Genomic DNA, 26,678 nt, shown 5'->3' with positions numbered 1-26,678 from the left:
TGCTTCGGCTTCGCTCAGCAACCGGAGAAGAGTTCTTCATTCCCACCGGGTGCTGAACCTTTTGGCAGGCTCAGGATGAACTGAAGCCGAAACATGTTACATATTATTTTGAAAAAGGTGATAATATACTTCATTCCACCGTAGCTTTTCCTTAAAATCCCGGACTACGGTATTGTTGTCGATAGTCAGCAGTTCCACTCCGGCCATTTCGGCAAGATCTTCCATAAATTCGGTTGTAGCAGCTTTACTGTACACGGTATGGTGTGACCCTCCGGCCAGGATCCATGCGGAAGCGGCGGTTTCCAGGTCTGGTTCGGGTTTCCACAGTGCCCTGGCCACAGGGAGTTTCGGCAGGTCGTGGTCGGGTTCTACGGTACGTACTTCATTGACCACCAGCCGGAACCTGTTTCCCATATCCATCAGGGCTACATTTATGGCTGGTCCTGCACCAACGTTAAACACCAGCCGTGCGGGGTCTTCTTTCCCTCCTATGGATAGCGGGTGAACTTCCAGTTTTGGTTTTTCCGAGGCGATGGACGGGCATATTTCGAGCATATGCGATCCCAATACCCTGGAACCGTCTTTCCTGAAATCGTAGGTGTAATCTTCCATAAAGGAAGTTCCGCCTTCCAGTCCCTGTGTCATTACTTTCACGGCGTGCAAAAGGGCCGCAGTTTTCCAGTCGCCTTCTCCGCCATAACCATAGCCATCGGCCATAAGCCGTTGCGTAGGAATACCTGGGAGCTGTTTAAAACCGTGAAGGTCCTCGAAGGTATTGGTAAAACCTCCGAAACCGCCTTCTTCCAGGAAAGCCCGGAGCCCGAGCTCTATCCGTGCAGCATCTTTTACAGCGTTTTCGTTAAACGAAGGACTGTCCGTCCTGTACTGTTCTTTATAGATCGCTACGAGGGCATCCGTTTCTTTGTCGGTAACCGCATTGAGGTATTCCACGATATCCCCGATACCGTACCCGTTGACGGAGAATCCGAAACGCATCTGGGCTTCTACCTTATCACCTTCGGTAACGGCTACCTGCCGCATGTTGTCCCCTATCCTGGCTATTTTAGCTGTCTGAAGGATATGCCATCCTACGGCCACACGGCTCCATATCCCCAGTTTTTGATGTACGTTCTCATCTTTCCAGTGGCCTGTGACCACTTTCCTGTTCTTTCGCAGCCTGCCAGCCATAAAACCAAATTCCCTTCCTCCGTGGGCGGACTGGTTTTCGTTCATAAAATCCATGTCTATCTCTTTCCACGGTATTTCAGAATTGTATTGCGTATGCAGATGGCACATCGGTTTATTCAGCAACTGCAAGCCTTTGATCCACATCTTGGCCGGGGAAAAGGTGTGCATCCACACCACGATCCCCACACATCTGTCCGTCACATTGGCTTCGCGGCAGACTGTTGCTATCTGTTCTGGGGTGGTCACTATCGGTTTGTGCACCACATCTACCGGGATTTCCCGGCTGTCGTTCAAGTATTTGGCTATTTCTTCGGAATGTTTTGCTACGTTTTTTAATGTTTCTTCTCCGTATAAGTGCTGGCTCCCTGTGATGAACCACACTTCGTGATCGCTCAATTTTATCATGTTTATTTTTTTAATTGCAGGTTATAGGTTGCAGGTTGAAGGTTCACAACAACTGGCAACCCTATTGTCCGTAATAGGCATCCTTACCATGCTTACGGTTGTAATGTTTTTGTATTAGGGTTTCCTTGAGCCTCGGTGCGGAAGGGTTGATCTGTAATGTGAGGTAGGCCATCCGGGCCAGTTCTTCCAGAACTTTACTGTTATAGACGGCCTTGTCCGCATTTTTTCCCCAGGCGAAGGGGCCGTGATTGCCGAGAAGAACCATTTCCACTTCTGTATGGGACAGCCCTTTTTCCCCGAAGCAATCTACAATCTGCTTTCCGGTCATATGTTCGTAATTTCCCCGGATGTATTCGTCTTTCATGGGCGGGGCGCAAGGGATATCGCAGGTCAGGTGGTCGGCATGTGTGGTACCGAAAATGGGGATATCCATTTGTGCCTGTGCCCAGGCCACGGAATAGGTGGCATGGGTGTGAACTATGCTCCCGATGTCTTTCCAGGTCTTGTAGAGATAGGCATGGGTCCTGGTATCGGAAGAGGGGCGCATTGTCCCTTCCAGTATATTGTTTTCAAAATCCACTATGACCATATCTTCCGGTGACAGGTCTTCGTAGGGCACCCCGCTGGGTTTGATGGCAAAGGCGCCGTTTTCACGGTCTACACAACTTACGTTCCCGAAGGTGTATACCACCAGGCCCAGTTCTGGCAATTTCATATTAGCACGATAACACGCTTCTTTGATCGTTTTGTACTCAGACATCGGATGTAGCTTTTAGAGGGTTCTTTTTATGGATATCCTTTTCGACGAATGCGGCCAGTTCTTTATAGCGGGCATATTTTTCCCTGTAAAAACCTACCGGGGCCTCCCGGGGTTCATAGGTAGTTTCCATAGGGCTTCCCATCGCTTTTACAGCTTCTTCTACCGTAGGATAGATTCCCGCGGCAACGGCTGCATAGATCGCTGCCCCAAGTGCGGGGGCCTGGTCTGAAACCGCTATTCGTATGGGCCTGTCCAGCACGTCGGCCAGGGTCTGCATTACAAAGGGGGCTTTTTTAGCCACTCCGCCTATGCCGACAACCGATCTTATTTCCACGCCTTCTTCCTCAAATCGTTCCACGATCTTTTTGGCGCCGAAACAGATGGCCTCTACCAAGGCCCGGAAAATATGCGGTGCCCTCGTGCCGAGGTTCAATCCGGTTATGGCTGATTTCAATGCCTGGTCGGCATCGGGGGTTCTCCTGCCATTGATCCAGTCAAGGGCCAGGGGCACACTCTCTTCGGCAGGGATTTTTTCGGCCTGTGCCGATAGTTCGGGAATGATTCTGCTTTTTAGTTCTTCCCGCAATTGCTGCCTGGTTTCTTCCGAAAGCAATATCGTATCATTCAGCAGGTTCTCCAAAGGCCAGGCCAGTACCTCCCTGAACCAGGCCAGCAGGTCGCCGAAAGCAGACTGTCCTGCCTCAAGGCCTATCCACCCGGGGACGACCGAACCGTCTACCTGCCCGCAGATACCTTTTACGGCATTATTCCCTATAATTTCTTTCGGGGCTACCATGATGTCACAGGTAGAAGTTCCCATCACCCTGACAAGGGCAAAGGCCTCTGCCCCGGCACCTACGGCACCTGCATGTGCATCAAAAGTACCCACAGCCACTATGGTATGCTCCGTAAGCCCCAGTTTTTCACTCCAGTCCCTGCTCAGGGTACCTGCTACCATATCGGAAGTGAAGGTATCTGTATATAAGTTCTCCTTTACCGTTACGAGATAGGGGTCCAGGCGCGAGAGGAAACCGTCTTCCGGGAGACCTCCCCAGCTTTCGTGCCACATGGCCTTGTGACCGGCGGCGCACCTGCTGCATTTAAAGGTTTTCGGATCCTTTTTCCCGGTGAGGATATAGGTCATCAGGTCGCAATGCTCCATCCACGACCAGGCGGCCTCTTTTACTGTGCGGTCTTCCCTTGCGATGTGCAATATCTTGGCCCAGAACCATTCTGAAGAATATACACCTCCTATATACCGGGTATAGTCTATCCCGCCCCAGTTTTTGGCCAGGTGATTGATCTCTGCTGCTTCGGCAATTGAAGTATGGTCTTTCCACAACACCATCATGGCGTTGGGGTTTTCCTCAAAACCCGGTGTCAGGGCCAGTGCCGTACCACTGCTATCTATGGGGACAGGCGACGATCCGGTGGTATCTATGCAGATCCCTTTTACGGCCTCCGGCGGTACACCGGACCTTTGCACCACTTTTTTCACAGTGGTTTCCATTCCTTCTATGTGGTCCAGGGGATGCTGGCGAAAACGGTTTTCCCGGGCGTTGCAGTACTTCCCTTCTTTCCACCTGCTGTACCAATGCACTTCACTCTCCAGGGTCCGGCCTGTGGAAGTGTCCACGAGTACAGCCCTGACCGAATCCGTCCCGAAGTCCAGCCCCACTACATATTGTTTCATTCTATATATCTTTTACGCTTATTTATCGATGCTTTAAAACCCGAAAACAGGTATTACTTCCATTCCAGAACAACCACCGAAAACGGAGGGAGTTCTACCTCAAGCTGTCCTTTTTTTCCTGAAAAATCCTTAAACTCTTTTGAGGTGACCTTCTCCGGATCTTTAAAAGTGTTATGATCCTGTAACTTATCTGAAGTCAGTATGGTCCCGGTGGTGTTTTTTACTTCAGCCCCTTCTATATTCAGGGATACTTTGTGCTTTTTGGAAGCGTCTATATTGACCAGTGACACGTGAATAAGCCCGTTTTTGTCTTTTGAAGCGGAGACCGAAAGTGCAGGAAGGCTTTTCCCGTTATAGGTGTAATTCACATTCTCAAATTCCACCGGGAGCAGGGTAGCATCCTGATGAACACTATACATTTTCAGGATGTGATAGGTCGGGGTCAGTATCATTTTCTCCTCATCTGTCAGGATTACGGCCTGCAATACATTAACTGCCTGAGCAAGGTTGGCCATTTTTACTCTTCGCGCGTGATTATTGAATATATTGAGGGTAGCCCCGGCGATCATGGCATCGCGCATGGTATTTTGCTGGTAGAGGAAACCGGGATTGGTGCCGGGTTCTACATCGTACCATCCGCCCCACTCGTCTACGATCAGGGCTATTTTGTTTTCCGGGTCGTATTTGTCCATGATGGCGCCGTGTTTGGTCACGAGCTCCTCCATTTCGAGGGCGCTTTGCATGGTCTGGAAATATTGTTCTTCGCTAAAGGTAGCGGCCGGACCTTTGTTGTTCCATTCTATAACAGAATAATGGTGCAGTGCCATCCCTTCTATAAGGTTATGCTTGATGTTTTTCATCAGCACCTCGGTCCAGTTGTAATCTGAACCCGATGCTCCGGAAGCTATACGGAATATTCCGTTCTCATTGGACCAACCGGAAAGAAATGTAGAATATTTGCGATAAACATCCGAATAATATTCCGGAGTCATATTTCCACCGCATCCCCAGGCTTCATTACCTATGCCCCAGTATTTTACATTCCAGGGTTCTTCCCGGCCGTTCTCTTTCCTCAGGTCTGCCATGGGGCTTTTGCCGTCGTGGTTGGTATACTGCACCCAGTCGATGAGTTCCTGAACCGTTCCGCTGCCCACATTACCGGACAGATAAGGTTCGGTTTCCAGGAGCTCACACATATTTAAAAAGTCGTGCGTGCCGAAACTGTTGTCTTCTGTTACCCCTCCCCACCATTGGTTTACAATGGTCGGGCGGTCTTCTTTGGGGCCTATGCCATCCTTCCAGTGGTAGGTATCTGCAAAACACCCGCCCGGCCAGCGCAGATTGGGTATCTTCAGTTCTTTCAGCGCCTCTACGATATCGTTTCGCACTCCGTTGGTATTCGGAATGACCTTGTTGTTCTCCCCTATATAAAAGCCGTCATAAATACACCGCCCGAGGTGTTCCGCAAAATGACCGTAGATATGTTTGCTGATCGTATGCTTACCTGCATCGGCATGAACGGTGACCTCCTGCTGTGCTCTGGTGCACAAGGCCGATAACCCGAAGGCCATAGACAAAAAAATGGTGTTGGTTTTCATAGTCTAAAATTTAAAAGTGTATGTTTTACATTTGTAAAAGTAGCCAAAAAATATTAAAATGCTAATCATAATCGAAAAAAATGTATTCTTTCATTGAGAACAAAACAATTTTAGCCTGAAAGGTGGGGTTAAAAGATTGATAGGAGATTGACATGTTTAAGATCAATCTTCCAAACTATCCGGATTCAATCTTCCATCAATCTTCTTCAATCCTACCGAGTCCGATAAGAAATACACTACAAAATATTCTAAAAACAAAATTCAGGCAGTTTCTTAGTTTTTCCTGAAATTAAGTGTATATTTATCCGTAAATAAATTATAATCTTACAAGAATCTATTGTGCAAAACCGTTTCTCCCCTCTTTGTATAGTGTTCTTATTTTTATCGAATCGAATAAATTTTGACTGATGGATTTTAATTACAATCAAGAAGACAAGGCTCTTGTGGCTGTGGATTGCATTATTTTTGGTTTTGATGAAGAGGACCTCAAGTTACTCCTTATTAAAAGGGCTTTTGAGCCCGAAAAAGGAAAATGGTCATTGATGGGAGGATTTTTAAAGAAAAACGAAACCCTGGATGTCGCTGCCAACCGGGTGCTCTCCAACCTCACGGGGCTCAACGATGTGTATATGGAGCAGCTCTACGGGTTCAGCAAGGTAGACCGTGACCCTGTGGAACGTACTATTTCCGTAGCCTATTACGCACTTATTAATATCAAAGACCACAATCCCAAACTGTTGGACGAACACTCTGCACAATGGTTTTCCATATCTGATGTGCCCGATCTTATTTTCGACCATAGCGAAATGCTTTCAAAAGCCCTCGAAAGGCTCCGGCGAAGAACATCTACCAATCCCGTGGGCTTTGAGCTGCTTCCCAAAAAATTTACGATGCGGCAATTACAAAAGCTCTACGAAGTGATCCTCGGGGAAGAACTGGACAAAAGGAATTTCCAGAAGAAAATAAAACAAATGAACGTTCTCGTAAAACTCAAGGAGAAAGACATGACCTCTTCGCGAAAAGGCTCCTTTCTCTACGAGTTCGACAAGAAAAGATATGAAGAAAAAGTATCCGACGGCTTTACTTTTAAGATGTGATATCCCGCTGATGCGTTACCGGGCATCAGATGTTACTGATAGTATTTGTGAGGGCGTTGTATTGTGTCCGGAAAGATCTCAACTTTAACCTGTTTTGAACCTGCCTGCATTGAACGCAGTCTAAGTGTCGAAGGGCCCGGCATGGCAGCGTCCGGTTAATGGTATACAAACATCTGGTTAACAGTAAAATAATATCATCTAAAAAAAATGTAAAAAAAGCCTGTCCCTATTTGGCAATTTATTTTTTTTATACATTTTTGTACCCGATTAGGCTGAACAAGAATGAAACTCGTTTTTAATCCCGGGTATGTGGTCATGAGGAAGTCATTTCCATATACGGTTCCCAAGTGGAGCGACCGGGTTTTAAAGCTCACTTCCGGACTTATATCCAGACTCCACCCCTATTTAGGGGCTGCTATTGTGCACAACGCCATATCGTTGCGTATCTAACCATTCTGCTTTATATTATATTTTATATCTTATTCGTACCTTATTATCTCATTATAGTACAAAAGCAGAACATGAAAACGAAATACATAGATCTTATTGATCAAACCTATTATTTTCCGCAGGAGGAATTTACGCTGGACGATGATACGCTGAAGTTCCATGATATAGACCTTATGGCATTGGTAAAGAAATACGGGGCACCGCTCAAATTTACCTACCTGCCGCAGATATCCAATAATATTCAAAAAGCCAAAAATTGGTTTGGCAAAGCTATTGAAGTACATAACTATCCTGGTAAATATCACTATTGCTACTGCACCAAGAGCTCACATTTCGGGCATGTGCTCACCGAGGCCCTGAAAAATGATATCCATATCGAAACCTCATCGGCCTTCGACATCGATATCGTGAACAATCTTATGAAGCAGGGCAAGCTCACCAGGGACCAATATGTGCTGTGCAATGGTTTTAAACGCGAGCAATATGTACAGAACATTGCCGATCTCATTAACAACGGGCATAAAAAATGTATCCCCATTATCGATAATTACGAGGAGATCGACCTGCTCAGCGAAGCCATAGACGGCAACTTCGACATCGGTATACGCATTGCATCGGAGGAAGAGCCCAAGTTCGAGTTCTACACCAGCAGGCTCGGTATCGGGTACAAAAACATTATTCCGTTCTATAACAGGGCCATCCTTCACAACGAAAAAGTGACGCTTAAAATGCTCCACTTTTTTATCAATACCGGTATACGCGACACGGCCTATTACTGGAACGAACTCCTTAAATGCCTCAAGGTATACACACAATTGCGAAAAATATGCCCTACGGTAGACAGTTTGAATATAGGCGGAGGTTTCCCTACTAAAAACTCTCTTGCCTTTAATTACGATTACCAGTATATGATAGATGAGATCATCAACCAGATCAGGATCTCCTGTGAAGAGGCCAATGTGCCTGTGCCGCATATCTTTACCGAATTCGGCAGTTTTACCGTGGGCGAAAGCGGAGGTGCCATCTATGAGGTATTGTACCAGAAGCAGCAGAACGACCGGGAGAAGTGGAACATGATAAACTCGTCCTTTATCACCACCCTGCCCGATACCTGGGCCATAAACAAGCGCTTTATTATGCTGGCCATTAACCGCTGGAACGATGAATACGAAAGAGTGTTGCTGGGCGGGCTTACCTGCGACAGCGATGACTATTACAACAGCGAACAGAATATGAACGCCATTTACCTGCCCAAATACAGCAAATCAAAACCGCTGTACATCGGCTTTTTCAACACCGGCGCTTACCAGGAGACCATTGGAGGTTTCGGCGGATTACAGCACTGCCTTATTCCCTCGCCAAAACACATATTAATAGATAAAGATCCCGACGGCAATATGACCACTAAAATATTTGCCGAACAACAAAAAGCAGAAAACTTTCTTAAAATCTTAGGTTATGAAGATTGATGACGGGTGACCGATGACCGAAGTATGCGTCCGTTACCCATATACAAGCAACAGCATTAAACATTAAAAATGATCCACGACTGATGACAACAGGCCGATAACGAAAAACAAAATCATACACATCCGTCACCCGTCACCCGTCACCTGTCACCTGTCATCCGTCCAAAACACCACACCAATGAATAAAAAAACATACGCCGGAATACCTGATAAATATACCCGTATCGACGATGCGAAGGTGGTATTGATCCCCGTGCCCTACGACGGTACCAGCACCTGGCAAAAGGGAGCCGACAAAGGGCCCGATGCCTTTCTCCATGCTTCGGAGAACATGGAACTGTTCGATATAGAGACCCGTACAGAACCCTATAAAAAAGGCGTGTACCTCGCCCCTGCCATTACGGAGAATACTTCTCCTGAAAAGATGGTCGAAGCCGTACACAAGACTACGAAAAACTATATCAATCAGGACAAGTTCGTCACCATATTTGGCGGAGAGCATTCCATTTCCATAGGAACTATCCGCGCCTTTAACGAATGTTTCGAGGACCTCACCGTGGTACAGATCGATGCCCATGCCGACCTGCGCCCGGAATACGAAGGTTCTGCATGCAACCACGCCTGTGCCGTACACGAGGCCAGTAAAACCACCAATCTCATACAGGTAGGGATACGGAGCATGGATATTTCCGAACTGGAACATATGGACGAAAACCAAGTTTATTTTGCACATGATATCATTCATGATGACGAATGGATAACCGATGCCATACACCAGATGACCGAAAACGTGTTCATCACCATAGACCTCGATGCTTTCGACCCTTCCATCCTTCCATCAACCGGAACCCCCGAACCGGGAGGACTGTTGTGGTACGAAATGCTGGAGTTCCTGAAAAAGATATTCAGGAAGAAAAACGTGGTAGGTTTCGATATTGTGGAACTATGTCCCGATGAAAACGAAAAATCGTCCGATTTCCTGGCCGCCAAACTGTATTATAAAATGCTGGCCTATAAATTCAAATATACCGGAACGCAAAATGACGACGAAGACGATGATAATTAACAATTAATAAAATTTTAATATTATCAATCATTCCCGTTAGAGACGCACGGTCCCCGAAATTTCGGGGCAGGCTGTGCGGCCCGACGAGAATTGAAAAATAAAGGATTATGAAAGGAGCAATTTCAAATTTTATAGAAAAATATTACCTGCATTTCAATGCAGCCGCACTCGTAGATGCGGCTAAAGGTTACGAACAACAGTTACAGAACGGTGCCAAAATGATGGTAACCCTGGCCGGGGCCATGAGCACTGCCGAACTGGGCAAGATCTTTGCCGAAATGATCCGTAAAGACAAGGTACAGATCATTTCCTGTACGGGGGCCAACCTCGAGGAAGACCTGATGAACCTTGTAGCCCATTCTCACTACAAAAGAGTACCTCACTATCGCGACCTCACCCCACACGAAGAGCGGGAACTGCTGGACAGAGGCCTCAACCGGGTCACCGATACCTGTATTCCGGAGGAAGAAGCCTTTCGCCGACTACAAAAGCACATTTATAAAATATGGAAGGAAGCCGATGAAAAAGGCGAACGCTATTTTCCCCATGAATATATGTACAAATTGTTGCTTTCCGGTGCCCTGGAAGAATATTATGAGATAGACCTCAAAGACTCCTGGATGTATGCCGCAGCCGAGAAAAATCTTCCCATTGTGGTACCCGGCTGGGAAGACAGTACCATGGGCAATATATTCGCTTCATACGTCATTAAGGGTGAACTGAAGGCCTCTACCGTAAAGAGCGGTATAGAATACATGGCCTACCTGGCCGACTGGTATACCAAAAATTCTGCCAATGGCATAGGGTTCTTCCAGATCGGCGGTGGCATTGCCGGGGACTTCCCCATATGCGTGGTGCCCATGCTTTACCAGGATATGGAAATGCACGATGTGCCGTTCTGGAGTTATTTCTGCCAGATCTCCGATTCCACGACCAGCTATGGTTCTTATTCAGGGGCTGTCCCCAACGAAAAGATTACCTGGGGCAAGCTCGATATAGACACTCCAAAGTTCATTATAGAATCGGACGCCACCATAGTGGCCCCGCTTATTTTTGCATATTTACTGGATAAGTAAAATGTTAAAAAATAACTTGCGTGCAATATCTATTTTGATTTATTTTTAGGCTAGAATTAACATTTCCCCTACATGAAACGAATAATAGTTGATTACAAGAAACTTACCAATGAGATCCTGGCGCTGTTAGTAGAAAAATATCCTGACGGCTATGGCGATGATGACATCATCAAGTTCAGGAATGCCAATAACGAAGCTGTTGAAGCGCTGGAAGTACGTACCGAAGATGCCATTTACCTGGTCAAAGTAAGTACCCGGCTGGCCAATACTATGGAAAATTTTGACGAAGATGAAGACAACTTTGACTCCGGAGAAATTGACCGCGCCGTAGAGATACCGGACAATCCCGAAGATGACGATGCGTAATAAACCAAAAAGCTCCTGCTGACAAACAGGAGCTTTTTATTTATATCTTCTGAGTTATACGGATACTATTTCAAATGGTTCCTGACTTTATGGTTCCTTCGGCATTTCAACTGCACACAAAGATACACAGAGTGTTGTATAGGAATCAGCGTATAACCCGATATATTTTTATTCTTTTGTTTATGGATAGAGCGATTTATAACCGTTGGCTACCACATTACTTCCTATACCTGAAAAAGACACCTTAAATCCACTGTAACTAAAGCTAAGCGAACCGAAAGGCGTGCACATGCCCAGGGCATACTGGCATTTGCCATAGCTTCCGTAATTTTTTACGACACGGCTGTAACTTTTGGCTTTTCCCAGCGAAATATATCCCCAGTCGCTTACATCCGTATTGGACACCCGTCCCGAAGAATAATATATGGTGATCTTATATCCCATTTGGCCACGCTCGGAACCCCAGAGCCACTTGGCGGTCCACCACGATTTATAATACTTGCTGTATGTCCTGGCCTGAGTATTGTTGTCTTTGGACGAAACGGTTTCTTCCGAAGTTTCCGTCTGTCCTTCGGTATCTATCATAACCAGTCCGCTGAGGATGTTGTCCCATACAATACCGTCGTTGCGGTAGAAACACTGAGTCCTGTAAGTCTCTGTTCCGTTTTTCCAGGTGATCTCCATGACCTTGTCACCCGTTTTTATCTCCTGTGAAGCGGCCTCTGAAATCCGGCTTTGTGTATCAGAAAGTTCTTTACCCGAATATATGCTTTGCATAAAACCGATGTGTACCGAAGCAGGATCTGTAATATTCCCGTAAGCGATGACTCCCCCTTTATTTGTAACCGCCCGGTGCGAAAGCTCCATTCCTTTTTCTGTGGTAACACTTCCCAGAACCTGTACATTCTCGATCTGTAAATCATCGGGCAGGTATTTGGCCAGGTTTTCGCGGGTCAGTTCCAATTGCTCTTTTACCTTTTCCGGTAAATCCTGTGTAGACAGGGGCGTTAACTCACTTCTGAGATCTTCCGTGGTTTGTTGTTCTTCGGCAACTTCGTCCGGAAGTTCCGTGGTGTCGTTCTGGCAGCTGTAAATGGCCAGCGCAAATAAGGCCATAAAAAGCCTTAGCAGATGTGTAGGTTTTATTCTCATAAAACATAAGATTCAAGGTTAATAATATGTTAAATTTAACAAAAAATCTTACGTCATATAAAAAAAATACAACAAAACAAGAGATTTAACCTTTACGTAAACTTAAAAATATCTTTCCCTCACCTGGCGGGGATCACCATTTTACATATATTTTCTTTCAACACCTTAAAATGATGTTTCAGATAAACAGAGCTGATTTTCAACAGGAAATTCAACTCGTTTTGCTATCTTGGTTGTATCAATGTAAAATACCCGCGCATTTTCCACTACTGGCGCTTACACAAACACATTAGGCACAATTTAAAAACAACCCTGAGTGAAAAATTATATACTTGTTTTAGTAACAATCTGCACTTTTTACGGCAATGCACAAAATGAAACTGAATATTTGACAAAAAATGACATTCAAAATGATTTGGTATTTCTTGACAACATTCTTCAAAACCAATCTTCTTACCAAGGATTGAACGGATACAATTACAAAGAAGATTTCAACCTGTTTTTAGAACAAACAAAAAACGAAAACATAACTTCATCAGATTTTGGATTGCTTATATCCAAAATTATAGGGAAAATCGGAGATAGGCATGCTTCCATAAAAGGCTATGATTTACCCGAATCGCTTTACTTCCCAATGGCTTTCGCCCCTTATCAAGACAAAATTTTAGTACTCGATTATGATAAGGCTAAAAAGGAATACACTTATTGGAATTCGGAATACCCTTATCTGAAATCGATCAACAACATACCCGTCGAACAAGTTCTGCCACAAATCCTTCCAGGAGAAATTCTTGCACCGAAAAACTCATACTTCACCCGTGCAGTTAGGGAGTTGAGAGATATCGAGACTGTTTTCAGCATGCTAAATATTAACTTGCCCAACCCTCTTCCTGTCACGCTCACCAACGAAAAAGGAATCGAAAAAAGGGCAAAGGTTAATTTAGTAACAAAAGAACAAAAGCCGAAAATATGGGATGAACGCTACCAGCACAACAATTTTTTCTTCGATTATAAAGAAGAGCAGCAAAATGATAAGGCAATTATTGAAAAGTTTTTCACCGTAGAAAACAACGTCGGATATATTCAAATTACTTCTATGGTAGGAAAGGAAGGCAGCCCCATTTTCTTTGAACTGCTCAATGATTTTATGCTAAAAGCAAAAGATAGCGATGCCCTGATCATAGATGTACGGGATAATGGAGGCGGTAATCGTGATTTAATTCAGGAATTGGCAGGGTATTTTGTTCATCCTGATTCGGTGTATGTTGTAAATGCCACGAAACAAAGGGGAAAACTACCTTTGAATGAGGATCTAAAGAAAGAATTGAAGTCCCGCTTTTTATTTCCGAAAAACGAATTGGATTCCAGAGAACAAAATGCGGTAGATAAATTTATGGCCTACTTTAAGCCAATGTACGATCTGGACAGCAAAAAATTCAGCGAATATTACTTTTATATTCTTAATGGCCACAAGATTACCCAAAACAAATATTATTACAACAAACCCATCTATATATTAGCAAATGAAAGGACTTTTAGTGCTGCATCCATTCTTGTTTCCGTATTCAAAGGTTTGCCGAACATTAAAATTACCGGGGTAAATACGGATGGTTCAAGCGGCAATAGCCAACGTTTTGAACTGCCGAATTCGGAATTACGGGGAAAAATAAGCACAATGGTCTCCTTTCAAAAAGACGGTAAGATATTGGATGGTATCGGCACGGAACCCGACATAAAAATCGAAAGGAATTTAGACCAGGTACTTTTTAAGGAGGATTATCAACTTAAAAAATTAAAAGACCTGATAAAAAACCAATAAAAACTGTGCTTAAAAACGTTTTAATGCACCAACTGTAATATTTTTACATATATCTTTCCCGCAATACCTTCAAATGATGCATCAGGTGCCCGGAAACGATAAATCCCACGGCTCTTACGGACATCAGGTTACCATCTGCTCTACCCGAGCGCATCAGCATTTCGTCAGAAAAGGTGCGGAAAAGTGAAACTGTGTTAAGTCGGGTCGCTTTGAAGTCTACCAATAATTCTTCTTTGGTTCGTTTATCCGCTTCGGAAAAAGGTACATAGTCATTCTGTTCATACCCCGGCAGGTCGGTCTGGTCGTTCCGGGCAAAACGCAGCGCACGGTAGGTAAAGATCCTTTCCGTATCTACAATATGCTGTATGACCTCTGCTATGCTCCATTTTCCTTCCGCATAACGATAAGATAACCGGTCTTCTGGGAGTTCCTTTATAAAGGTGAGCAGCTCTTCTTCCGTATTTCTCAATGCTTCCATCAGTTCCGTTTCATCCAGTATAAGGACGTAATTGCTGTAATAAGAATGATATTCGGTTTCTTGAAGTTCCCTTGAATGCATAAATCCTGTTTTTCCCGGGAAGTTAGGTAATTTTTTCGGGTTCGGTGTTTCCGGACTACCGGTTTTTTTATATCCGGCCCCCTGCGGTTTATCCCTTCGCAATGATCTCTCAAAACTCCTGTTAAAAAAGACGTGTCCGTTTTACGGCTTCTGAACTTTTGTTTATATTTATAGGACTCTATAAGACTCAAAAACAGATTTTTATAAAAAAGGCTCCATGAGTACCATCACCCTTCAAATAGTTGTCAACGGAAAAACACATACGGTCGAAGCCGATCCTGCCACGCCCCTGCTCTATGTATTGCGGGACCACCTGCAACTCAACGGCCCCCGGTTTGGCTGCGGACTGGCGCAATGTGGTTCCTGTACCGTGCTGATGGACGGCAATGCTATACGTAGTTGCAGCATCCCTGTACAGGCCGTTACCGAAACCGAGATCACAACACTCGAGGGTATTGCGCAGGATGCGGAATCGCTTCATCCAGTACAGCAAGCCTTTGTCGAAGAACAGGCCGCCCAGTGTGGCTATTGTCTTAACGGGGCCATCATGGCCGCAGTGGCCCTGCTTCGCCGTAACCCCGATCCGAATGACGAGGAAATACGCAATGACTTGCACGGCATACTCTGCCGCTGCGGTGCACAGGCACGGATGATACGGGCTATAAAGAAAGTGAAGGGGTGAGTTGGGGAATCTTGGAGTCTTGGAGTTTTGGAGTTCTGAGTTTTTTAGTTGATAAATTTTAGTTTGAATTCAAATAAATTAAAAAAGATAAAAGACTCTCCTTTTGAGGGGATGAATTGTCCTGGTCATAATCGGGATGCCGAAGGCAGAAGGGCGTCAAGTGCCGCATATAAAATCCAATTTCAAAACCCATCAACTCCAAAACTCACAAACTAATAAACTAAAAACCATGATCCCGCAAACCCGACGTAATTTCATCAAAACCGCAGGTAGCCTCACCATTGGCTTTTCCCTCGGGGGTATTCCCTTATTTCCGGGAGTGTTTTCCTGTTCCGGGGAAATTCCGGATACCACACGTAGCAGCAGCTCCGTAAATGCCTGGCTTGAAATACTGCCGAACGGAAATCTCCGTGTATTCACCGGGAAAATAGAAATAGGGCAAGGCATTCGTACTGCCATAGCCCAGGTAGCCGCCGAGGAGTTGAACATGGATATGGAAAAAATAGAAGTGGTCCTCGCGGATACCGACCGTACTCCCAACGAAAGCTATACCTCCGGAAGCCGTTCTATAGAAAGCAGTGCCATGTCCGTGCGCCATGCTGCGGCCTATGCCCGGCAAAAGCTATTGGATCTCGCCGCAAAACGGCTGAACACATCCACAGACGACCTGTGGATCAAAAACGGCAAAGTAGGCCATAAAAATGATAAAAAGACAGTGAGCTTCAACGACATCCTCGGCGGCCACCAGATCGAAGACGAGGTTAACCTTGAAGTACAACTGAAACCCAGGGCAGATCGCAAGGTCATTGGCAAGCCCGTTCCGCGACAGGATATTTACGACATGGCAGCCGCAGCCCCCGTATTTGTACACAACCTGCGCTTCCCCGATATGGTCCATGCCCGTGTGGTACGCCCTCCGGCATACCAGGCTAACCTGAAGGAAGCAGACGAAACTGCACTGTTACAGCAATTCCCGAAATTGCTCAAAGTTGTCAGGAACGGCAGTTTTCTCGGGGTGATTTCGAAAGACGAATACACCTCCATCCGCGCACAGGAATTCCTCAAAGAAAACACCACATGGACCGTTTCGGAAAAATTGCCCGATATCAAAGACGGGGGGCTTCCGGAATACCTGAAATCCCTGCCCGCAAAAGATGAAACTGTTGTAGATAAGGGAAATATTTCAAAAGCGAACGCAGATACCTCCTGGATCAAAGCCTCCTACTTTAAACCCTATATTATGCACGGTGCCATAGGCCCTTCCTGCGCCGTAGGGCTTTACGAGGCAGATCAACTATATATCTGGACACACAGCCAGGGTGTATATCCCCTGCGGGAAACCCTTAGTGGCATGCTGAACATGCCCATGGAAAACATTCATGTCAAAGGTGTCCCCGGTTCGGGCTGCTATGGCCATAACGGGGCAGACGATGTAACGGCCGATGTGGCTCTCCTGGCCAGGGCATATCCCGGAAAACACGTCCGGCTGCAATGGTCACGACACGATGAACATGCCTGGGAACCCTACGGCAGCGCCATGATCCTTGAACCGAAAGCCCGTCTTAGCAATTCCGGCAAGATCACCCATTGGGAATATGACCTGTGGTCTGACACGCACAGTACCCGCCCCGGTGGCAATCCCGGAAGGTTATTACCGGCCTGGTACCTGGACAAACCTATGACCGATAATTCGGACGGATATTTTGGTGGGGCCTCCCGCAATGCCGAACCCTATTACCGGATACCTAATCAGCAGGTACACACCCATTTTTTCCATGGGCCGTTGCGTATCTCCGCCTTGCGGGGCCTCGGTGCTTATGCCAATATCTTTGCCATCGAATCGTTTATGGACGAACTGGCAGAACAGGCCGGCAAAGACCCGTATGACTTCCGCCTCATGCACCTGGATGATCCGCGTGCCAAAGAGGTCGTGGAAAAACTCCATAAGCTCACCTCCACCACATCTCATCCCGAAGGCACAGGCCTTGGCATCGCCTTTTCGCGCTACAAGAACAATGCCGCCTATTGCGCAATCGCTGCCCGCGTGGCCGTGAAAGACGATAATGACATACAATTGCAAAAAATGTGGGCCGTGATCGACGCCGGGGAAACCATAAATCCCGACGGACTGAAAAACCAGACCGAAGGGGGCATGATACAATCTGCCAGCTGGACGCTGAAAGAAGAAGTCACCTTCAACACCCAACATATCACCAGCAGGGACTGGAATTCCTACCCCATTTTCCGTTTCGATGAAGTCCCGGAAGTTGAAGTTATCATTATAGACCGTCCCGAAGCCCCTCCGCTCGGCGCGGGAGAAGCTGCGCAAGGCCCTGCCGCTGCGGCTGTGGCCAATGCTGTTTATCATACCTGTGGGAAAAGGGTGAGGCGGTTGCCTGTCAATAAATATATTAAAATGTGAGGGATGGAATGGTACTCGTTACAAACGAGCACCAGGTAGGTGAACCCCCCTTTATAAACGAACATGTGATGTCAGGTTTGTTAGTCGATGAATTAATGAGCTGTTAAGCTATGAGGTTTATTATATTACCTCGATCATTCGAGAAAGCAGACAATGCATAAACTTTGGGGGATGGTATATACTTAAACGCATCAGAAAAATACCTTTAATAAAAGAAACATTCAAAACTCTTCCTCTTTATTACAAGGAAAAATTCACGGAAAATCCAGTATATTTAAACATCGTTATAGAATTACAATCCATTACTAACCCATTCCTAATCTGAAAAGTAGATGATAAAAAATTACAACTTAAAAGTCTTTCCCCAAATACTATTATTATTTGTCCTGATCCTGTCCGGTTGTTCTAATGATGATGATGATCCCGCGTTCGATTCTTTTTATAATGGGGCTCTTACCTCTGCAAAGGCAAAAGACCTGGAAGGAATCTGGTTTATATACGAAGCAGAATATCAAGGAGAAAAAGTACCTGTACCTGCTACCTATCAAGAATGTGGCTCGGATTTTTTCATCTTTATGGAAAACGGCAAATATAAAGAATACGCTTTTATTTCCAGCGAATGTGACTATACTAAGAATAATATTAACTGGTCTTTGAATGAGGGAATTGTTTACATAGGCCCGAATGTACCCCGATCAGATGAGATGGTTTTGATCGGTTTGAGTGAGGAAAAGCTCGTTTTCCGAATAAAACTAGACATCGATGAAGACGGTATTCCAGACATTTTAACTTTTACCGCACATCGATATACGCCACCAAATAATACTGATATATATACTTCATCCTTTCAATGGGACAACGATTCCGCACATCAGAACAAAATACGGTTTAAATGGATGACATACCAGGGATTCAACAATTTTGACAGGTACGAGATTTACAGAAGTACGGGGGATTGTAGTAAAACCAATGCTGAACTCATAGGAACCGTCACGGATATAGATCAGAACTTTTTTATTGACGAAGATCCTCCTGCCCTGGAAAGAATTTGTTACTTCTTCAGGTTATATACAGATAAGGGAATGGTCGGAGAAAGTGTTCTCACTGACATCACTACGGATTATTTGAGGGTTTCCCAGGTAAAATTGTCTACCCCCACAACTACAAATGATGTCATTGAACTTCATTGGGAAACTTATGAAGGAAATTATTTTTCCCATTACGAAATCACAGTCGGAGCAGGTGATGATGACGATTATCCCAGGCAGGAAGTAGTTATCGCAAAAATAGAAGACATCAATACCACTACATATACAGATGATGCTCCGCCTTATTTGATAGATCCTGTCTATACCGTTTATGTGTATAACATATTCGGACAAAAAAGCGATATCACCGTTGGCGTGAATAGTCAGAAGGCTGTATATGAAAACCCCGAAGTTCTCCCCTTCAATTCCATTAAATTTATTGCCATAGACAGGGAGGAAACCGTAATTTACCTGTATGCAAAAAGTGGTCTCTATGGAGGAAATAAACTTTACAGGTATAATTACAATTCACACACCATAGAGGCAGTCGCCGGTACATTACCAGAGTCATATACAAGTGTGAGAATGGAGGTTATACAATCTGCCGATCACGGTAAAGAAGTTATCTTCCATCAATCTGACGAACTTTATGCATATGATGCCAGGACTTTAGAATTAAAGTATAAATTAAAAAGTGATGTTTATATCTTCTCTGACCGGTTTGCCTATCTCCACGACAATTTGTGGATACTTACCGATACAGATGACGTATATGTATGTAAAAGAGAAGAAAACACCTTAAAATTAATCGATAAAGAACCTCATTTTACAACACATCATGGCGCTACCGGTTATTATATCATCCCAATGAATAACAATGAGGCTATTGTAGGGCATCATATGGAACCTCAGAGCATTAAATTTACATTTGATAACAATGGCCAAATCACAGCAAGAAAAAACGTAGATATTGGAATGAAGTGGTCAAATAACACCTTGCAGATCTCATACAATTCTGAGCAACACTATTTAGCGGATTTTATAAACAAAAAACTCTATACTGCCGATGATTTCACTGTTCTTCAATCTTTTGCAGAGCCTCAATTTCCCTCGGGAATAAGTACGGCCGGAAATTTGATTTTGGGTTCTAACAATGATCCTGCCTGGTATCCCCAGAATAGTTCACCACATGAGAAGAAAGCGAAAATATATGATGTATCATCCCGAATGGTAAATAATTATAATACCAAGGGCTATCCGCATTTATTATTTGAAAATCACCTGGGGCAAATAGTCAGTATATCGTCAGGCTTCAAACGGGATCTTCTCAGTAATTTTGCCCATCAACAAGATATTTTCGTAGAGATCATCGAACGATAGGAAAAACTATGTCCATAACTTCTCTATGACCTTATTCCCCGCATGGCGGCAGTACCCTGTTCAGCTCCACTACCGTAACATAACCTGCAAAACCAAATTCCACATACCGGTCACAGGCATACGATATATTACCGGGCTTACCGGCATAATCCACAGCAAGGATCAGTTTCCCCGCCTGCTGCAATGCCCGGGTATTAGCCAGGTTTTCAGCACACCAGTCCTCATTGCAGGGAATGTCCGTATCGAGGAAAAAGAGGTCTTCTATACCCAGTCCGTCTATGGCTTCGGTATAGCCTTTATAGTGACGTAGTTCCGGGGAGTTCTGCGGAAAGATCCAGAAGCCGGGCGATTTTGCTTTTGCGTATTCGCTGATGCGCACAACCTGGTCCACCATTTTCCGGGCCAAGCTTTCGCGGTCCTCTTCCGGAACGAGGCTAAGGTCTATCTCCTCATAGGCATTGGGCACATCGAGGTAAACACCGTCAAACCCGGCGGCGATGGCCTGGTCTACCCGGCCTTTAACGGCCAGTTCCCACCATTCGGGCTCCCAGTAACGTACAAAATATTCATCAGGCCAGTCACCCCAGTTATTGAGTTCCAGTCCCGCTTCAGATACGGTGTCGTATTCCGGGCGATAGGTTTCAATAGTGCCCATCGAGAAATAGGCCAGCACCCGTTTGCCGGAATTGCGCAGGGCCTTGATTTCTTCAACTGTAAAATAGTCTGTTCCCCCGTCGCGCGCCAGGTCAATAACGGCCAGGTCATGCGGGGCAGTTATGAGTTCGTCCAGCCTGCCATCCGGGTAATTGGTCAGTTGATAGACAAAACTGTCTATACTTTCTTTTTCCGGGGGCGGATCGCTCTCCGTACAGCCTGTGGCTGTCAATACAAAAAGGGCCAGGAACAGGATGGGAAAAGGTTTCGGTGATATCCGGGAAATCCGTGAGGAATGTCCGGGGCATAGCAGTTGTTTGATCATAATAGCAGGTTTAGGGGTTATAATTTTTGGTGAGCTATATATAGATATACTCACCTTCGATCCTTCAATATATGGTAATGATCTAAACGTTTTTCAGGCCATAATTAGTATCCCGAAACCCAAAATACACGGCCCAGGTATAAAGTTTTCAACCTATGATTTGCAGAATATTGTATATTGTAAGATAGATTTTTTTAGCACGAACGGGGGCACTCGCGGCACTAATTGCTTTGATATCAAATAAAGATGAATGATAATTTTTTTATAGGGATAGTTCTTTTAATAATAGGGCTCTTATATGGATTATGGAACCTTAGAAAGAAGTATGAAAAATATTCGAATACATTTACTAAGGTAGATGCTGTCAATTCATGGAGAGTATCAATAATACTGATTATTATTGGGATAATTATGATTGTAAAATATGTATAAAAATTATAACTCCTTTACTGCCGTAAGAAGAACTGTTACCTAGCATAAAAAATCATAGATCACACTCAAAAAAGCCAAATGAAATATAAAAATATTATCTTGATTATTGTATTAACAGTTTTTTGGTCTTGTAATAATTCAAACAAACCCAAAAAAGAAAACACGGTTTTGAAACAGCGGGACAAATTGGACAGTATCCCAGATTATAAAGTCTTTATAGAAAAAAACAAATGTGATAAAAACAAAAAGGACATCTCGGTTTTATTTTTCGAAGATGGCTTTAACAATGATAGTATTGAAGTCTTTAAAAATGGCAAGAAAGTGTTTTCTGGCAAAATCACTACCGATAGAGTACTTGGGTTCGCCAAAGATGTGGAACTGGGAAAACTTTCAACCATAAGTGACTTGAGTATTAAAATAAACGGATCACAAGAGTTTCATATACTGAACAAATATTGCAATTTCACGTATATTAATTTAAATGATAACAATAAAATAATCATAGCGTATAACAGTCGATTTATTCCTTATAATTGACATATCCATTATTGGAACAGGGTTACTAAAGTGGGTGTTTAACGAAAAATAATATTAAAATTCCTGTCTATGAAACATCAATTAGACTTATCGTTATTGCTTCACTGGCACTCGTTTGCAACGAGTGCTTTTTGTAAACAGCGTTTGCAACGCCCCATAAAAAACAAAAATGTCCGAAAGGTATAAAGTCATAGACAGTACACATCCCACTTTTATCACCATTACAGTAACCGATTGGGTAGACCTGTGCATTATCCCGGTAGAAGCCGGGTTTGTCTATGAAGAATCGCATGGGTGAATAGTAGATATAGAGCATATACAGATGATATAACCGAGGCATTGAATGTTGAACTTAGAGCATTGTGGTAAAAGAGGGCATTGCAAATGCGAGGTAAAATAGGCACTCGTTGCAAACGAGCGCCAATCTGTTTTTGTACTATTCGGGTATGGCAAATACAAGAAACGATTGCTATTCGTTGCGAACGAATGTTTTCAGTTCCTGGCATCATTGATTTCTAACCAGTACCCATCGGGGTCGGTAATATAGATTTGTTTTACGCCGTCTACCCGGGTGGTGACCGCTTGTTTTTTGCCCTGCCAGCTTTCATAGGCAATTTCGTTCTTATTCAACACCTTAATAAAATCCGGAACTGAGGGAACGGAAAAACAAAGATGACTGTTTTTATCGCGCTTATTAGCAGCTTTTGCCCCCTGTATTAAATGCAATTGAGCATTGGAACCAATGGTAAACCACGTATGCCTGCCATCGTGAAAAGGCTCGGGTATAGTATCCAACCCGATGACATCCTGATAAAAGTGTGTGCTCTTGGCCAGGTCAACAACATAAACTGCAATATGGTTGATAACTACCCTGGTATTCGTTTCCTGAGCGTTGAGCTGAAGGGATAACAAAAAACAAAATGAAATAAATGACAACAATGATTTTTTCATGGATAATAAATTTTACAGGATTGATATCGGGTTTTAGCATTATGCAAATAAACCGGTTGAAAAAGAACGATTCGTTTTTTATGGCAATACTTCAAAAAAGAATAAAGATAACCAAAACAATAAATTCTTAAACCCCGACACTCGTTTGCAAGGAGTATTCTCCCATCATAAACAGCATTTATAACACCTCCCTCCTTTTTTTAACAAAAAATCACAGAAATATAAAGTCCGAAAACAGGTATAACTCCAACTCGTTTGCTAAATTTGGGAACCCTGGCACAGACCGGGGTATTCTTTAAAATCCATATACAATACATACAAACCATGAAATCATTTGCCAGATTAAGCACACTTACCGTTCTTTTTATCATTTCCGCCTGCGGTACCAATGTAAACTCCGTAGCCAGGACCGACGGCGCTATTGCAGACCAAACGCAGAAACATCCTAAAAATGTGATCCTGATGATCGGGGACGGTATGGGGGTTACCCAGGTCTCGAGCGGGATATACAGGAATAAATCGCTCAACGTAGAGCGGATTAACAACGTAGGCTTCAGCAAAACCAGTTCTTCCGCCGAACTGATTACGGATTCGGCCGCAGGAGCAACCGCTTTTTCCATAGGAGAAAAAACGTACAACGGCGCCATTGGTGTAGACAAGGACGGAAAACCAAAAGAAACACTGCTGGAACTTCTGGGCAGTGATGGTTATTCCACCGGGCTCATTGCCACCTGTGCCATTACACACGCCACCCCGGCCAGTTTTTTTGCACACGAGCTGAAAAGAAGCATGCAAAACGAAATTGCGGCCGATATGGTCAATGCCCCCGTAAACCTTTTTATCGGCGGAGGAAAAAAGTATTTTGAAAACCGTGTAGATTCCAAAAAGAGCCCTTTTGACGACCGGAACATCATCAAGGAGCTGGAAGGTAAGGGATTTTCATTTATCAACACACTCGATGCATTGGAGACCACCTCCGGAAAGGTAGGATATTTTCTTGCAGACGGCCATCCGGAATCTATCCTCAAAGGGCGTGATGATATTCTACCGCGTTCCATAGCACCATCCATCCGTCACCTGCAAAAGGAATCGGACAAAGGTTTCTTTCTGGTGGTGGAAGGCTCCCAGATCGATTGGGGCGGCCATGAGAATGATTCGGAATACATCATTACGGAAATGATCGATTTTGACAAGGCCATCGGCAAAGCCCTGGACTTTGCAGAAAAAGACGGCAACACCCTGATCGTAATTACGGCCGACCATGAGACAGGGGGATATTCGCTCCGTAGCAAGGATAACGATTATAATCAGATTGAAGGAGCATTCACCACAGGGGGACACACCGGGGCCATGGTACCCGTTTTTGCCTACGGCCCGGGATCGGAGGCTTTTCGCGGTATTTATAACAATAATGAGATCTACACCAAGATCAGACAAGCATTGGGAAGATAGTAAGTCAGATAACATCAACCTGAATGATCAAATTTAAAATCGACGGTCGAAAACTAAAGGATTGGAACTCATTCCACGCCGAATTCAAAGCCATCATGGATTTTCCGGACTATTACGGGAAAAATATGGATGCCTGGATCGACTGTGTTGATGAGCTGACAGATAAACCGACGCTCTTGCAGATAGAACACGGAAAACTGCTCAGGGAAAAAGCTCCTGAATTATATATGGCAATCCTGGAATGCGGAGCTTTTGTAAATTATAGAAAACTGGAGGCCGGAGAACAACCGAATTTAGTCATCGCAACAGATGCATAAGTACGGGGACACCACTGTATAGATATCATAAAGAAGGAGGCTGTATAAAAAGTACTATAATCCGTCATGCTGAACTTGTCTCAGCATCCCATTATGCTGATATGATGATCGCCATGAGAACCTGAAACAAGTTCAGGTTGACGCAAAGGTTACTTTTTATACAGCCTCTTCAGTGTTTTATCAGGAGTAGCTCAAAGCCTTTAAACCAAGAAAGTATTCTTATATCAAATCTTCCTCTTTCTAATTCTTATCCTCAAGTAAAGGTACAAACCGGAATTCGCCAAACTCTTTTTTCTCAAATTCTTTGGCAGACTTCCGGGTATACATGGTCATGGTCTGGATGATCTCTCCTACGGGGATCACCAGCTTCCCTCCTACTTTCAACTGTGCCAGTAAGGCCTTGGGGAGTTCGGGAGCGCCAGCGGTGACGATGATACCGTCAAAAGGGGCTTCTTCCTTTAGGCCTTTATAGCCGTCGCCGAAGATCATCCTTTTGGGCCGGTAGCCCAGTTTGGGTAGAAAAAGGTTGGTAATCTTAAACAGTTCCAGTTGTCTCTCTATGGTATAGACCCTTGCTTTCATCTCCAGTAATACGGCGGTCTGATATCCACTTCCCGTTCCTATTTCCAGTATTTTGTCGCCGGGGGAAACTTCCAGTAGTTCCGTCTGGAAAGCCACAGTGAAGGGTTGCGATATGGTCTGTCCGGCGGCAATGGGAAAAGCCTTGTCCTGGTAGGCGTGATCTTCAAAACTGCTGTCCATAAACAGGTGACGGGGGACTTTTCGTATGGCGTCCAGCACTTTTTTGTCTTTAATCCCCTTTCCTGCAACGGTTTCGGCAAGTCTGTTTCTCTTTCCTTTATGTCTTAAGGTATCTTTCAAGGTTGTGTAGTGTTAGCGCACGTAAAGTTACGACGAAAAATAAATTGGGCAAACAGACACGGGCATTCGTCTTAAAAATTTTGGGCATAATATTCGGGTCGGAAAAACACATCTTAACATTATTTTTTCTGAGTGGTTCAACATGAAAGAGTTATTCATATTTTCCGCAAAAATGCGGGGTCCTTATATATAATACGGACCGGCTTCCTTCCCTATTCTTCTTTTTATAAATCAAATTCTTATTTTTGTCTTTCTCAACGCATAACAGATATGGACGACATACTAATGAATATCGGAAAGCAGCTCAAAAGGGCAAGGCAGAAAAGAGAACTCACCCTGCAACAGGTAGCCCGCAGAAGCGGAGTAAGCCCGGGGCTGATCTCAAAAATAGAAAACCTGAGGACCACGCCTTCCCTGTCCGTACTGTTAAAGATCATGCAAACCCTGAGCATAGACCTGTCCGAACTGGACCTTTCTCCAAAAGACCAGGAAGATTATGTACTGATAAAGAACGGCCAGGGTACGCAGGAAGAAAGGGAAGATTCCCAGAACCTGGAATACCAGCACCTGTTTTCCAGCAGTATCTCCGACCACAACCTCAGGGTATATACGGTAAGCATTGCAAAGGGGGCTTACAGGAAGCCCATATCCACAGATGCCACCGAACTGGTCTACGTACTGAGCGGAAAGGTCAATTACCTGCTGAAAAAGGAAAAAGTATTACTGGAAAAAGGAGACCTGCTGTTCTTTGATGGCTCCATCCCCCACGGAGTATCCAATGATTTCGACGAAGTTGTGGTCCTGTTGAAAATATACCTCATCCATCAGTATAAGGGGTAGGGATACGAAAATATCTTCTGCAAAAACACCTTTTTTGATTTGTTACATGATTTTGGTTAGCAGGAGAATGAGTTACTG

General features: G+C 44.4%; 24 protein-coding genes. 15 read left to right on the top strand and 9 right to left on the bottom strand.

Annotation, left to right across the window (positions count from 1 at the left end; genetic code table 11):
• Positions 1-96: 96 nt before the first annotated feature.
• The 4 genes from araA to KN811_RS03420 form a co-directional block, all read right to left on the bottom strand.
• Positions 97-1,593, bottom strand: coding sequence for an L-arabinose isomerase (gene araA, locus KN811_RS03435; protein ID WP_187965498.1), 1,497 nt, complete (start codon positions 1,591-1,593; stop codon positions 97-99).
• A gap of 61 nt (positions 1,594-1,654) precedes the next feature.
• Positions 1,655-2,353 (bottom strand): L-ribulose-5-phosphate 4-epimerase, encoded by a 699-nt coding sequence (locus KN811_RS03430; RefSeq protein ID WP_187965499.1) that lies wholly within the window; start codon positions 2,351-2,353, stop codon positions 1,655-1,657.
• The gene (locus KN811_RS03425; RefSeq protein WP_187965500.1) at positions 2,346-4,046 is read right to left on the bottom strand and encodes a ribulokinase; all 1,701 of its coding nucleotides are present in this window, start codon (positions 4,044-4,046) and stop codon (positions 2,346-2,348) included. Before KN811_RS03425 ends, KN811_RS03430 begins: the two co-directional genes overlap by 8 nt.
• A 53-nt stretch (positions 4,047-4,099) precedes the next feature.
• Positions 4,100-5,644 carry an alpha-N-arabinofuranosidase gene (locus tag KN811_RS03420; protein ID WP_187965501.1) on the bottom strand — a complete coding sequence of 515 codons (1,545 nt, stop codon included), beginning with the start codon at positions 5,642-5,644 and terminating at the stop codon, positions 4,100-4,102.
• Between the two features lie 407 nt (positions 5,645-6,051).
• On the opposite strand from KN811_RS03420, the gene KN811_RS03415 reads away from it, so the two are divergent.
• From KN811_RS03415 to KN811_RS03390, 6 genes are all read left to right on the top strand, one after another.
• Entirely contained in the window at positions 6,052-6,741 is a 690-nt protein-coding gene (locus KN811_RS03415) for an NUDIX hydrolase (protein WP_187965502.1), read from the top strand.
• A gap of 282 nt (positions 6,742-7,023) precedes the next feature.
• A complete protein-coding gene (locus KN811_RS03410; RefSeq protein ID WP_187965503.1) occupies positions 7,024-7,191 on the top strand; it encodes a hypothetical protein in 168 nt (55 codons plus the stop codon).
• Positions 7,192-7,262: 71 nt separating this feature from the next.
• The gene (locus tag KN811_RS03405) at positions 7,263-8,660 is read left to right on the top strand and encodes a type III PLP-dependent enzyme domain-containing protein (protein ID WP_187965504.1); all 1,398 of its coding nucleotides are present in this window, start codon (positions 7,263-7,265) and stop codon (positions 8,658-8,660) included.
• A gap of 178 nt (positions 8,661-8,838) precedes the next feature.
• A complete protein-coding gene (gene speB / locus KN811_RS03400; protein ID WP_187965505.1) occupies positions 8,839-9,726 on the top strand; it encodes an agmatinase in 888 nt (295 codons plus the stop codon).
• A 107-nt stretch (positions 9,727-9,833) separates the two neighbouring features.
• Positions 9,834-10,802, top strand: coding sequence for a deoxyhypusine synthase family protein (locus KN811_RS03395; RefSeq protein WP_187965506.1), 969 nt, complete (start codon positions 9,834-9,836; stop codon positions 10,800-10,802).
• Positions 10,803-10,874: 72 nt separating this feature from the next.
• Positions 10,875-11,168: a hypothetical protein gene (locus KN811_RS03390; protein WP_187965507.1), complete on the top strand. Its 294-nt coding sequence runs from the start codon at positions 10,875-10,877 to the stop codon at positions 11,166-11,168.
• Between the two features lie 180 nt (positions 11,169-11,348).
• On the opposite strand, the gene KN811_RS03385 is transcribed toward KN811_RS03390, so the two are convergent.
• Positions 11,349-12,320 (bottom strand): hypothetical protein, encoded by a 972-nt coding sequence (locus KN811_RS03385; protein ID WP_187965508.1) that lies wholly within the window; start codon positions 12,318-12,320, stop codon positions 11,349-11,351.
• A 316-nt stretch (positions 12,321-12,636) separates the two neighbouring features.
• On the opposite strand from KN811_RS03385, the gene KN811_RS21995 reads away from it, so the two are divergent.
• Positions 12,637-14,139 carry a S41 family peptidase gene (locus tag KN811_RS21995; RefSeq protein ID WP_187965509.1) on the top strand — a complete coding sequence of 501 codons (1,503 nt, stop codon included), beginning with the start codon at positions 12,637-12,639 and terminating at the stop codon, positions 14,137-14,139.
• Positions 14,140-14,182: 43 nt separating this feature from the next.
• Here KN811_RS21995 and KN811_RS03375 read toward each other — a convergent pair whose 3' ends face one another.
• Positions 14,183-14,698 (bottom strand): DinB family protein, encoded by a 516-nt coding sequence (locus KN811_RS03375; protein WP_187965510.1) that lies wholly within the window; start codon positions 14,696-14,698, stop codon positions 14,183-14,185.
• Between the two features lie 217 nt (positions 14,699-14,915).
• Between KN811_RS03375 and KN811_RS03370 the strand changes: the two genes are divergently transcribed.
• The 3 genes from KN811_RS03370 to KN811_RS03360 all read left to right on the top strand — a co-directional run bounded on the left by KN811_RS03370 (position 14,916) and on the right by KN811_RS03360 (position 20,210).
• On the top strand, positions 14,916-15,380 hold the full coding sequence (locus KN811_RS03370) for a (2Fe-2S)-binding protein (RefSeq protein ID WP_187965511.1): 465 nt from the start codon (positions 14,916-14,918) through the stop codon (positions 15,378-15,380).
• Positions 15,381-15,609: 229 nt separating this feature from the next.
• Positions 15,610-17,802: a molybdopterin cofactor-binding domain-containing protein gene (locus tag KN811_RS03365; RefSeq protein ID WP_216334661.1), complete on the top strand. Its 2,193-nt coding sequence runs from the start codon at positions 15,610-15,612 to the stop codon at positions 17,800-17,802.
• A gap of 332 nt (positions 17,803-18,134) precedes the next feature.
• Positions 18,135-20,210, top strand: coding sequence for a lipocalin family protein (locus tag KN811_RS03360; protein WP_187967478.1), 2,076 nt, complete (start codon positions 18,135-18,137; stop codon positions 20,208-20,210).
• Positions 20,211-20,241: 31 nt separating this feature from the next.
• Here KN811_RS03360 and KN811_RS03355 read toward each other — a convergent pair whose 3' ends face one another.
• Positions 20,242-21,189 carry a glycoside hydrolase family 191 protein gene (locus tag KN811_RS03355; protein ID WP_187967479.1) on the bottom strand — a complete coding sequence of 316 codons (948 nt, stop codon included), beginning with the start codon at positions 21,187-21,189 and terminating at the stop codon, positions 20,242-20,244.
• A 510-nt stretch (positions 21,190-21,699) separates the two neighbouring features.
• Between KN811_RS03355 and KN811_RS03350 the strand changes: the two genes are divergently transcribed.
• Together KN811_RS03350 and KN811_RS21925 are read left to right on the top strand one after the other, a co-directional pair.
• On the top strand, positions 21,700-22,158 hold the full coding sequence (locus KN811_RS03350; RefSeq protein WP_187967480.1) for a hypothetical protein: 459 nt from the start codon (positions 21,700-21,702) through the stop codon (positions 22,156-22,158).
• A 169-nt stretch (positions 22,159-22,327) separates the two neighbouring features.
• Entirely contained in the window at positions 22,328-22,456 is a 129-nt protein-coding gene (locus KN811_RS21925) for a hypothetical protein (protein WP_282097941.1), read from the top strand.
• 194 nt (positions 22,457-22,650) lie between these two features.
• Here KN811_RS21925 and KN811_RS03345 read toward each other — a convergent pair whose 3' ends face one another.
• Positions 22,651-23,109 carry a VOC family protein gene (locus KN811_RS03345; RefSeq protein WP_187967481.1) on the bottom strand — a complete coding sequence of 153 codons (459 nt, stop codon included), beginning with the start codon at positions 23,107-23,109 and terminating at the stop codon, positions 22,651-22,653.
• Between the two features lie 255 nt (positions 23,110-23,364).
• Between KN811_RS03345 and KN811_RS03340 the strand changes: the two genes are divergently transcribed.
• Positions 23,365-24,561, top strand: a complete 1,197-nt coding sequence (locus tag KN811_RS03340; protein WP_247716390.1) for an alkaline phosphatase — start codon at positions 23,365-23,367, stop codon at positions 24,559-24,561.
• A gap of 23 nt (positions 24,562-24,584) precedes the next feature.
• A complete protein-coding gene (locus KN811_RS03335) occupies positions 24,585-24,878 on the top strand; it encodes a barstar family protein (RefSeq protein WP_187967482.1) in 294 nt (97 codons plus the stop codon).
• Positions 24,879-25,118: 240 nt separating this feature from the next.
• On the opposite strand, the gene KN811_RS03330 is transcribed toward KN811_RS03335, so the two are convergent.
• Positions 25,119-25,760, bottom strand: coding sequence for a protein-L-isoaspartate(D-aspartate) O-methyltransferase (locus tag KN811_RS03330; RefSeq protein ID WP_187967483.1), 642 nt, complete (start codon positions 25,758-25,760; stop codon positions 25,119-25,121).
• A 270-nt stretch (positions 25,761-26,030) separates the two neighbouring features.
• Here KN811_RS03330 and KN811_RS03325 point away from each other — a divergent pair, with 270 nt between their 5' ends.
• The gene (locus tag KN811_RS03325; protein ID WP_187967484.1) at positions 26,031-26,600 is read left to right on the top strand and encodes a helix-turn-helix domain-containing protein; all 570 of its coding nucleotides are present in this window, start codon (positions 26,031-26,033) and stop codon (positions 26,598-26,600) included.
• The last annotated feature ends 78 nt before the right edge of the window (positions 26,601-26,678 follow it).

Origin of the sequence: Sinomicrobium weinanense (assembly GCF_018863395.1) — a bacterium.
Lineage (GTDB): Bacteria > Bacteroidota > Bacteroidia > Flavobacteriales > Flavobacteriaceae > Sinomicrobium > Sinomicrobium weinanense.
Note: the sequence above shows the minus strand (reverse complement) of the source record. Positions and strands in the feature narration are given on the sequence as shown.

Excerpts from the sequence above, each read along its gene's own strand:
- KN811_RS03405 (WP_187965504.1), top strand. The coding sequence starts at position 7,263 with ATGAAAACGAAATACATAGATCTTATTGATCAAACCTATTATTTTCCG.
- KN811_RS03345 (WP_187967481.1), bottom strand. The coding sequence starts at position 23,109 with ATGAAAAAATCATTGTTGTCATTTATTTCATTTTGTTTTTTGTTATCC.
- KN811_RS03395 (WP_187965506.1), top strand. The coding sequence starts at position 9,834 with ATGAAAGGAGCAATTTCAAATTTTATAGAAAAATATTACCTGCATTTC.
- KN811_RS03370 (WP_187965511.1), top strand. The coding sequence starts at position 14,916 with ATGAGTACCATCACCCTTCAAATAGTTGTCAACGGAAAAACACATACG.
- KN811_RS03420 (WP_187965501.1), bottom strand. The coding sequence starts at position 5,644 with ATGAAAACCAACACCATTTTTTTGTCTATGGCCTTCGGGTTATCGGCC.
- KN811_RS21925 (WP_282097941.1), top strand. The coding sequence starts at position 22,328 with ATGTCCGAAAGGTATAAAGTCATAGACAGTACACATCCCACTTTTATC.
- KN811_RS03360 (WP_187967478.1), top strand. The coding sequence starts at position 18,135 with ATGATAAAAAATTACAACTTAAAAGTCTTTCCCCAAATACTATTATTA.
- speB (WP_187965505.1), top strand. The coding sequence starts at position 8,839 with ATGAATAAAAAAACATACGCCGGAATACCTGATAAATATACCCGTATC.
- KN811_RS03335 (WP_187967482.1), top strand. The coding sequence starts at position 24,585 with ATGATCAAATTTAAAATCGACGGTCGAAAACTAAAGGATTGGAACTCA.
- KN811_RS03425 (WP_187965500.1), bottom strand. The coding sequence starts at position 4,046 with ATGAAACAATATGTAGTGGGGCTGGACTTCGGGACGGATTCGGTCAGG.
- KN811_RS03365 (WP_216334661.1), top strand. The coding sequence starts at position 15,610 with ATGATCCCGCAAACCCGACGTAATTTCATCAAAACCGCAGGTAGCCTC.
- KN811_RS03355 (WP_187967479.1), bottom strand. The coding sequence starts at position 21,189 with ATGATCAAACAACTGCTATGCCCCGGACATTCCTCACGGATTTCCCGG.
- KN811_RS03325 (WP_187967484.1), top strand. The coding sequence starts at position 26,031 with ATGGACGACATACTAATGAATATCGGAAAGCAGCTCAAAAGGGCAAGG.
- KN811_RS03385 (WP_187965508.1), bottom strand. The coding sequence starts at position 12,320 with ATGAGAATAAAACCTACACATCTGCTAAGGCTTTTTATGGCCTTATTT.
- KN811_RS03415 (WP_187965502.1), top strand. The coding sequence starts at position 6,052 with ATGGATTTTAATTACAATCAAGAAGACAAGGCTCTTGTGGCTGTGGAT.
- KN811_RS03350 (WP_187967480.1), top strand. The coding sequence starts at position 21,700 with ATGAAATATAAAAATATTATCTTGATTATTGTATTAACAGTTTTTTGG.
- araA (WP_187965498.1), bottom strand. The coding sequence starts at position 1,593 with ATGATAAAATTGAGCGATCACGAAGTGTGGTTCATCACAGGGAGCCAG.
- KN811_RS03410 (WP_187965503.1), top strand. The coding sequence starts at position 7,024 with ATGAAACTCGTTTTTAATCCCGGGTATGTGGTCATGAGGAAGTCATTT.
- KN811_RS03375 (WP_187965510.1), bottom strand. The coding sequence starts at position 14,698 with ATGCATTCAAGGGAACTTCAAGAAACCGAATATCATTCTTATTACAGC.
- KN811_RS03390 (WP_187965507.1), top strand. The coding sequence starts at position 10,875 with ATGAAACGAATAATAGTTGATTACAAGAAACTTACCAATGAGATCCTG.
- KN811_RS03430 (WP_187965499.1), bottom strand. The coding sequence starts at position 2,353 with ATGTCTGAGTACAAAACGATCAAAGAAGCGTGTTATCGTGCTAATATG.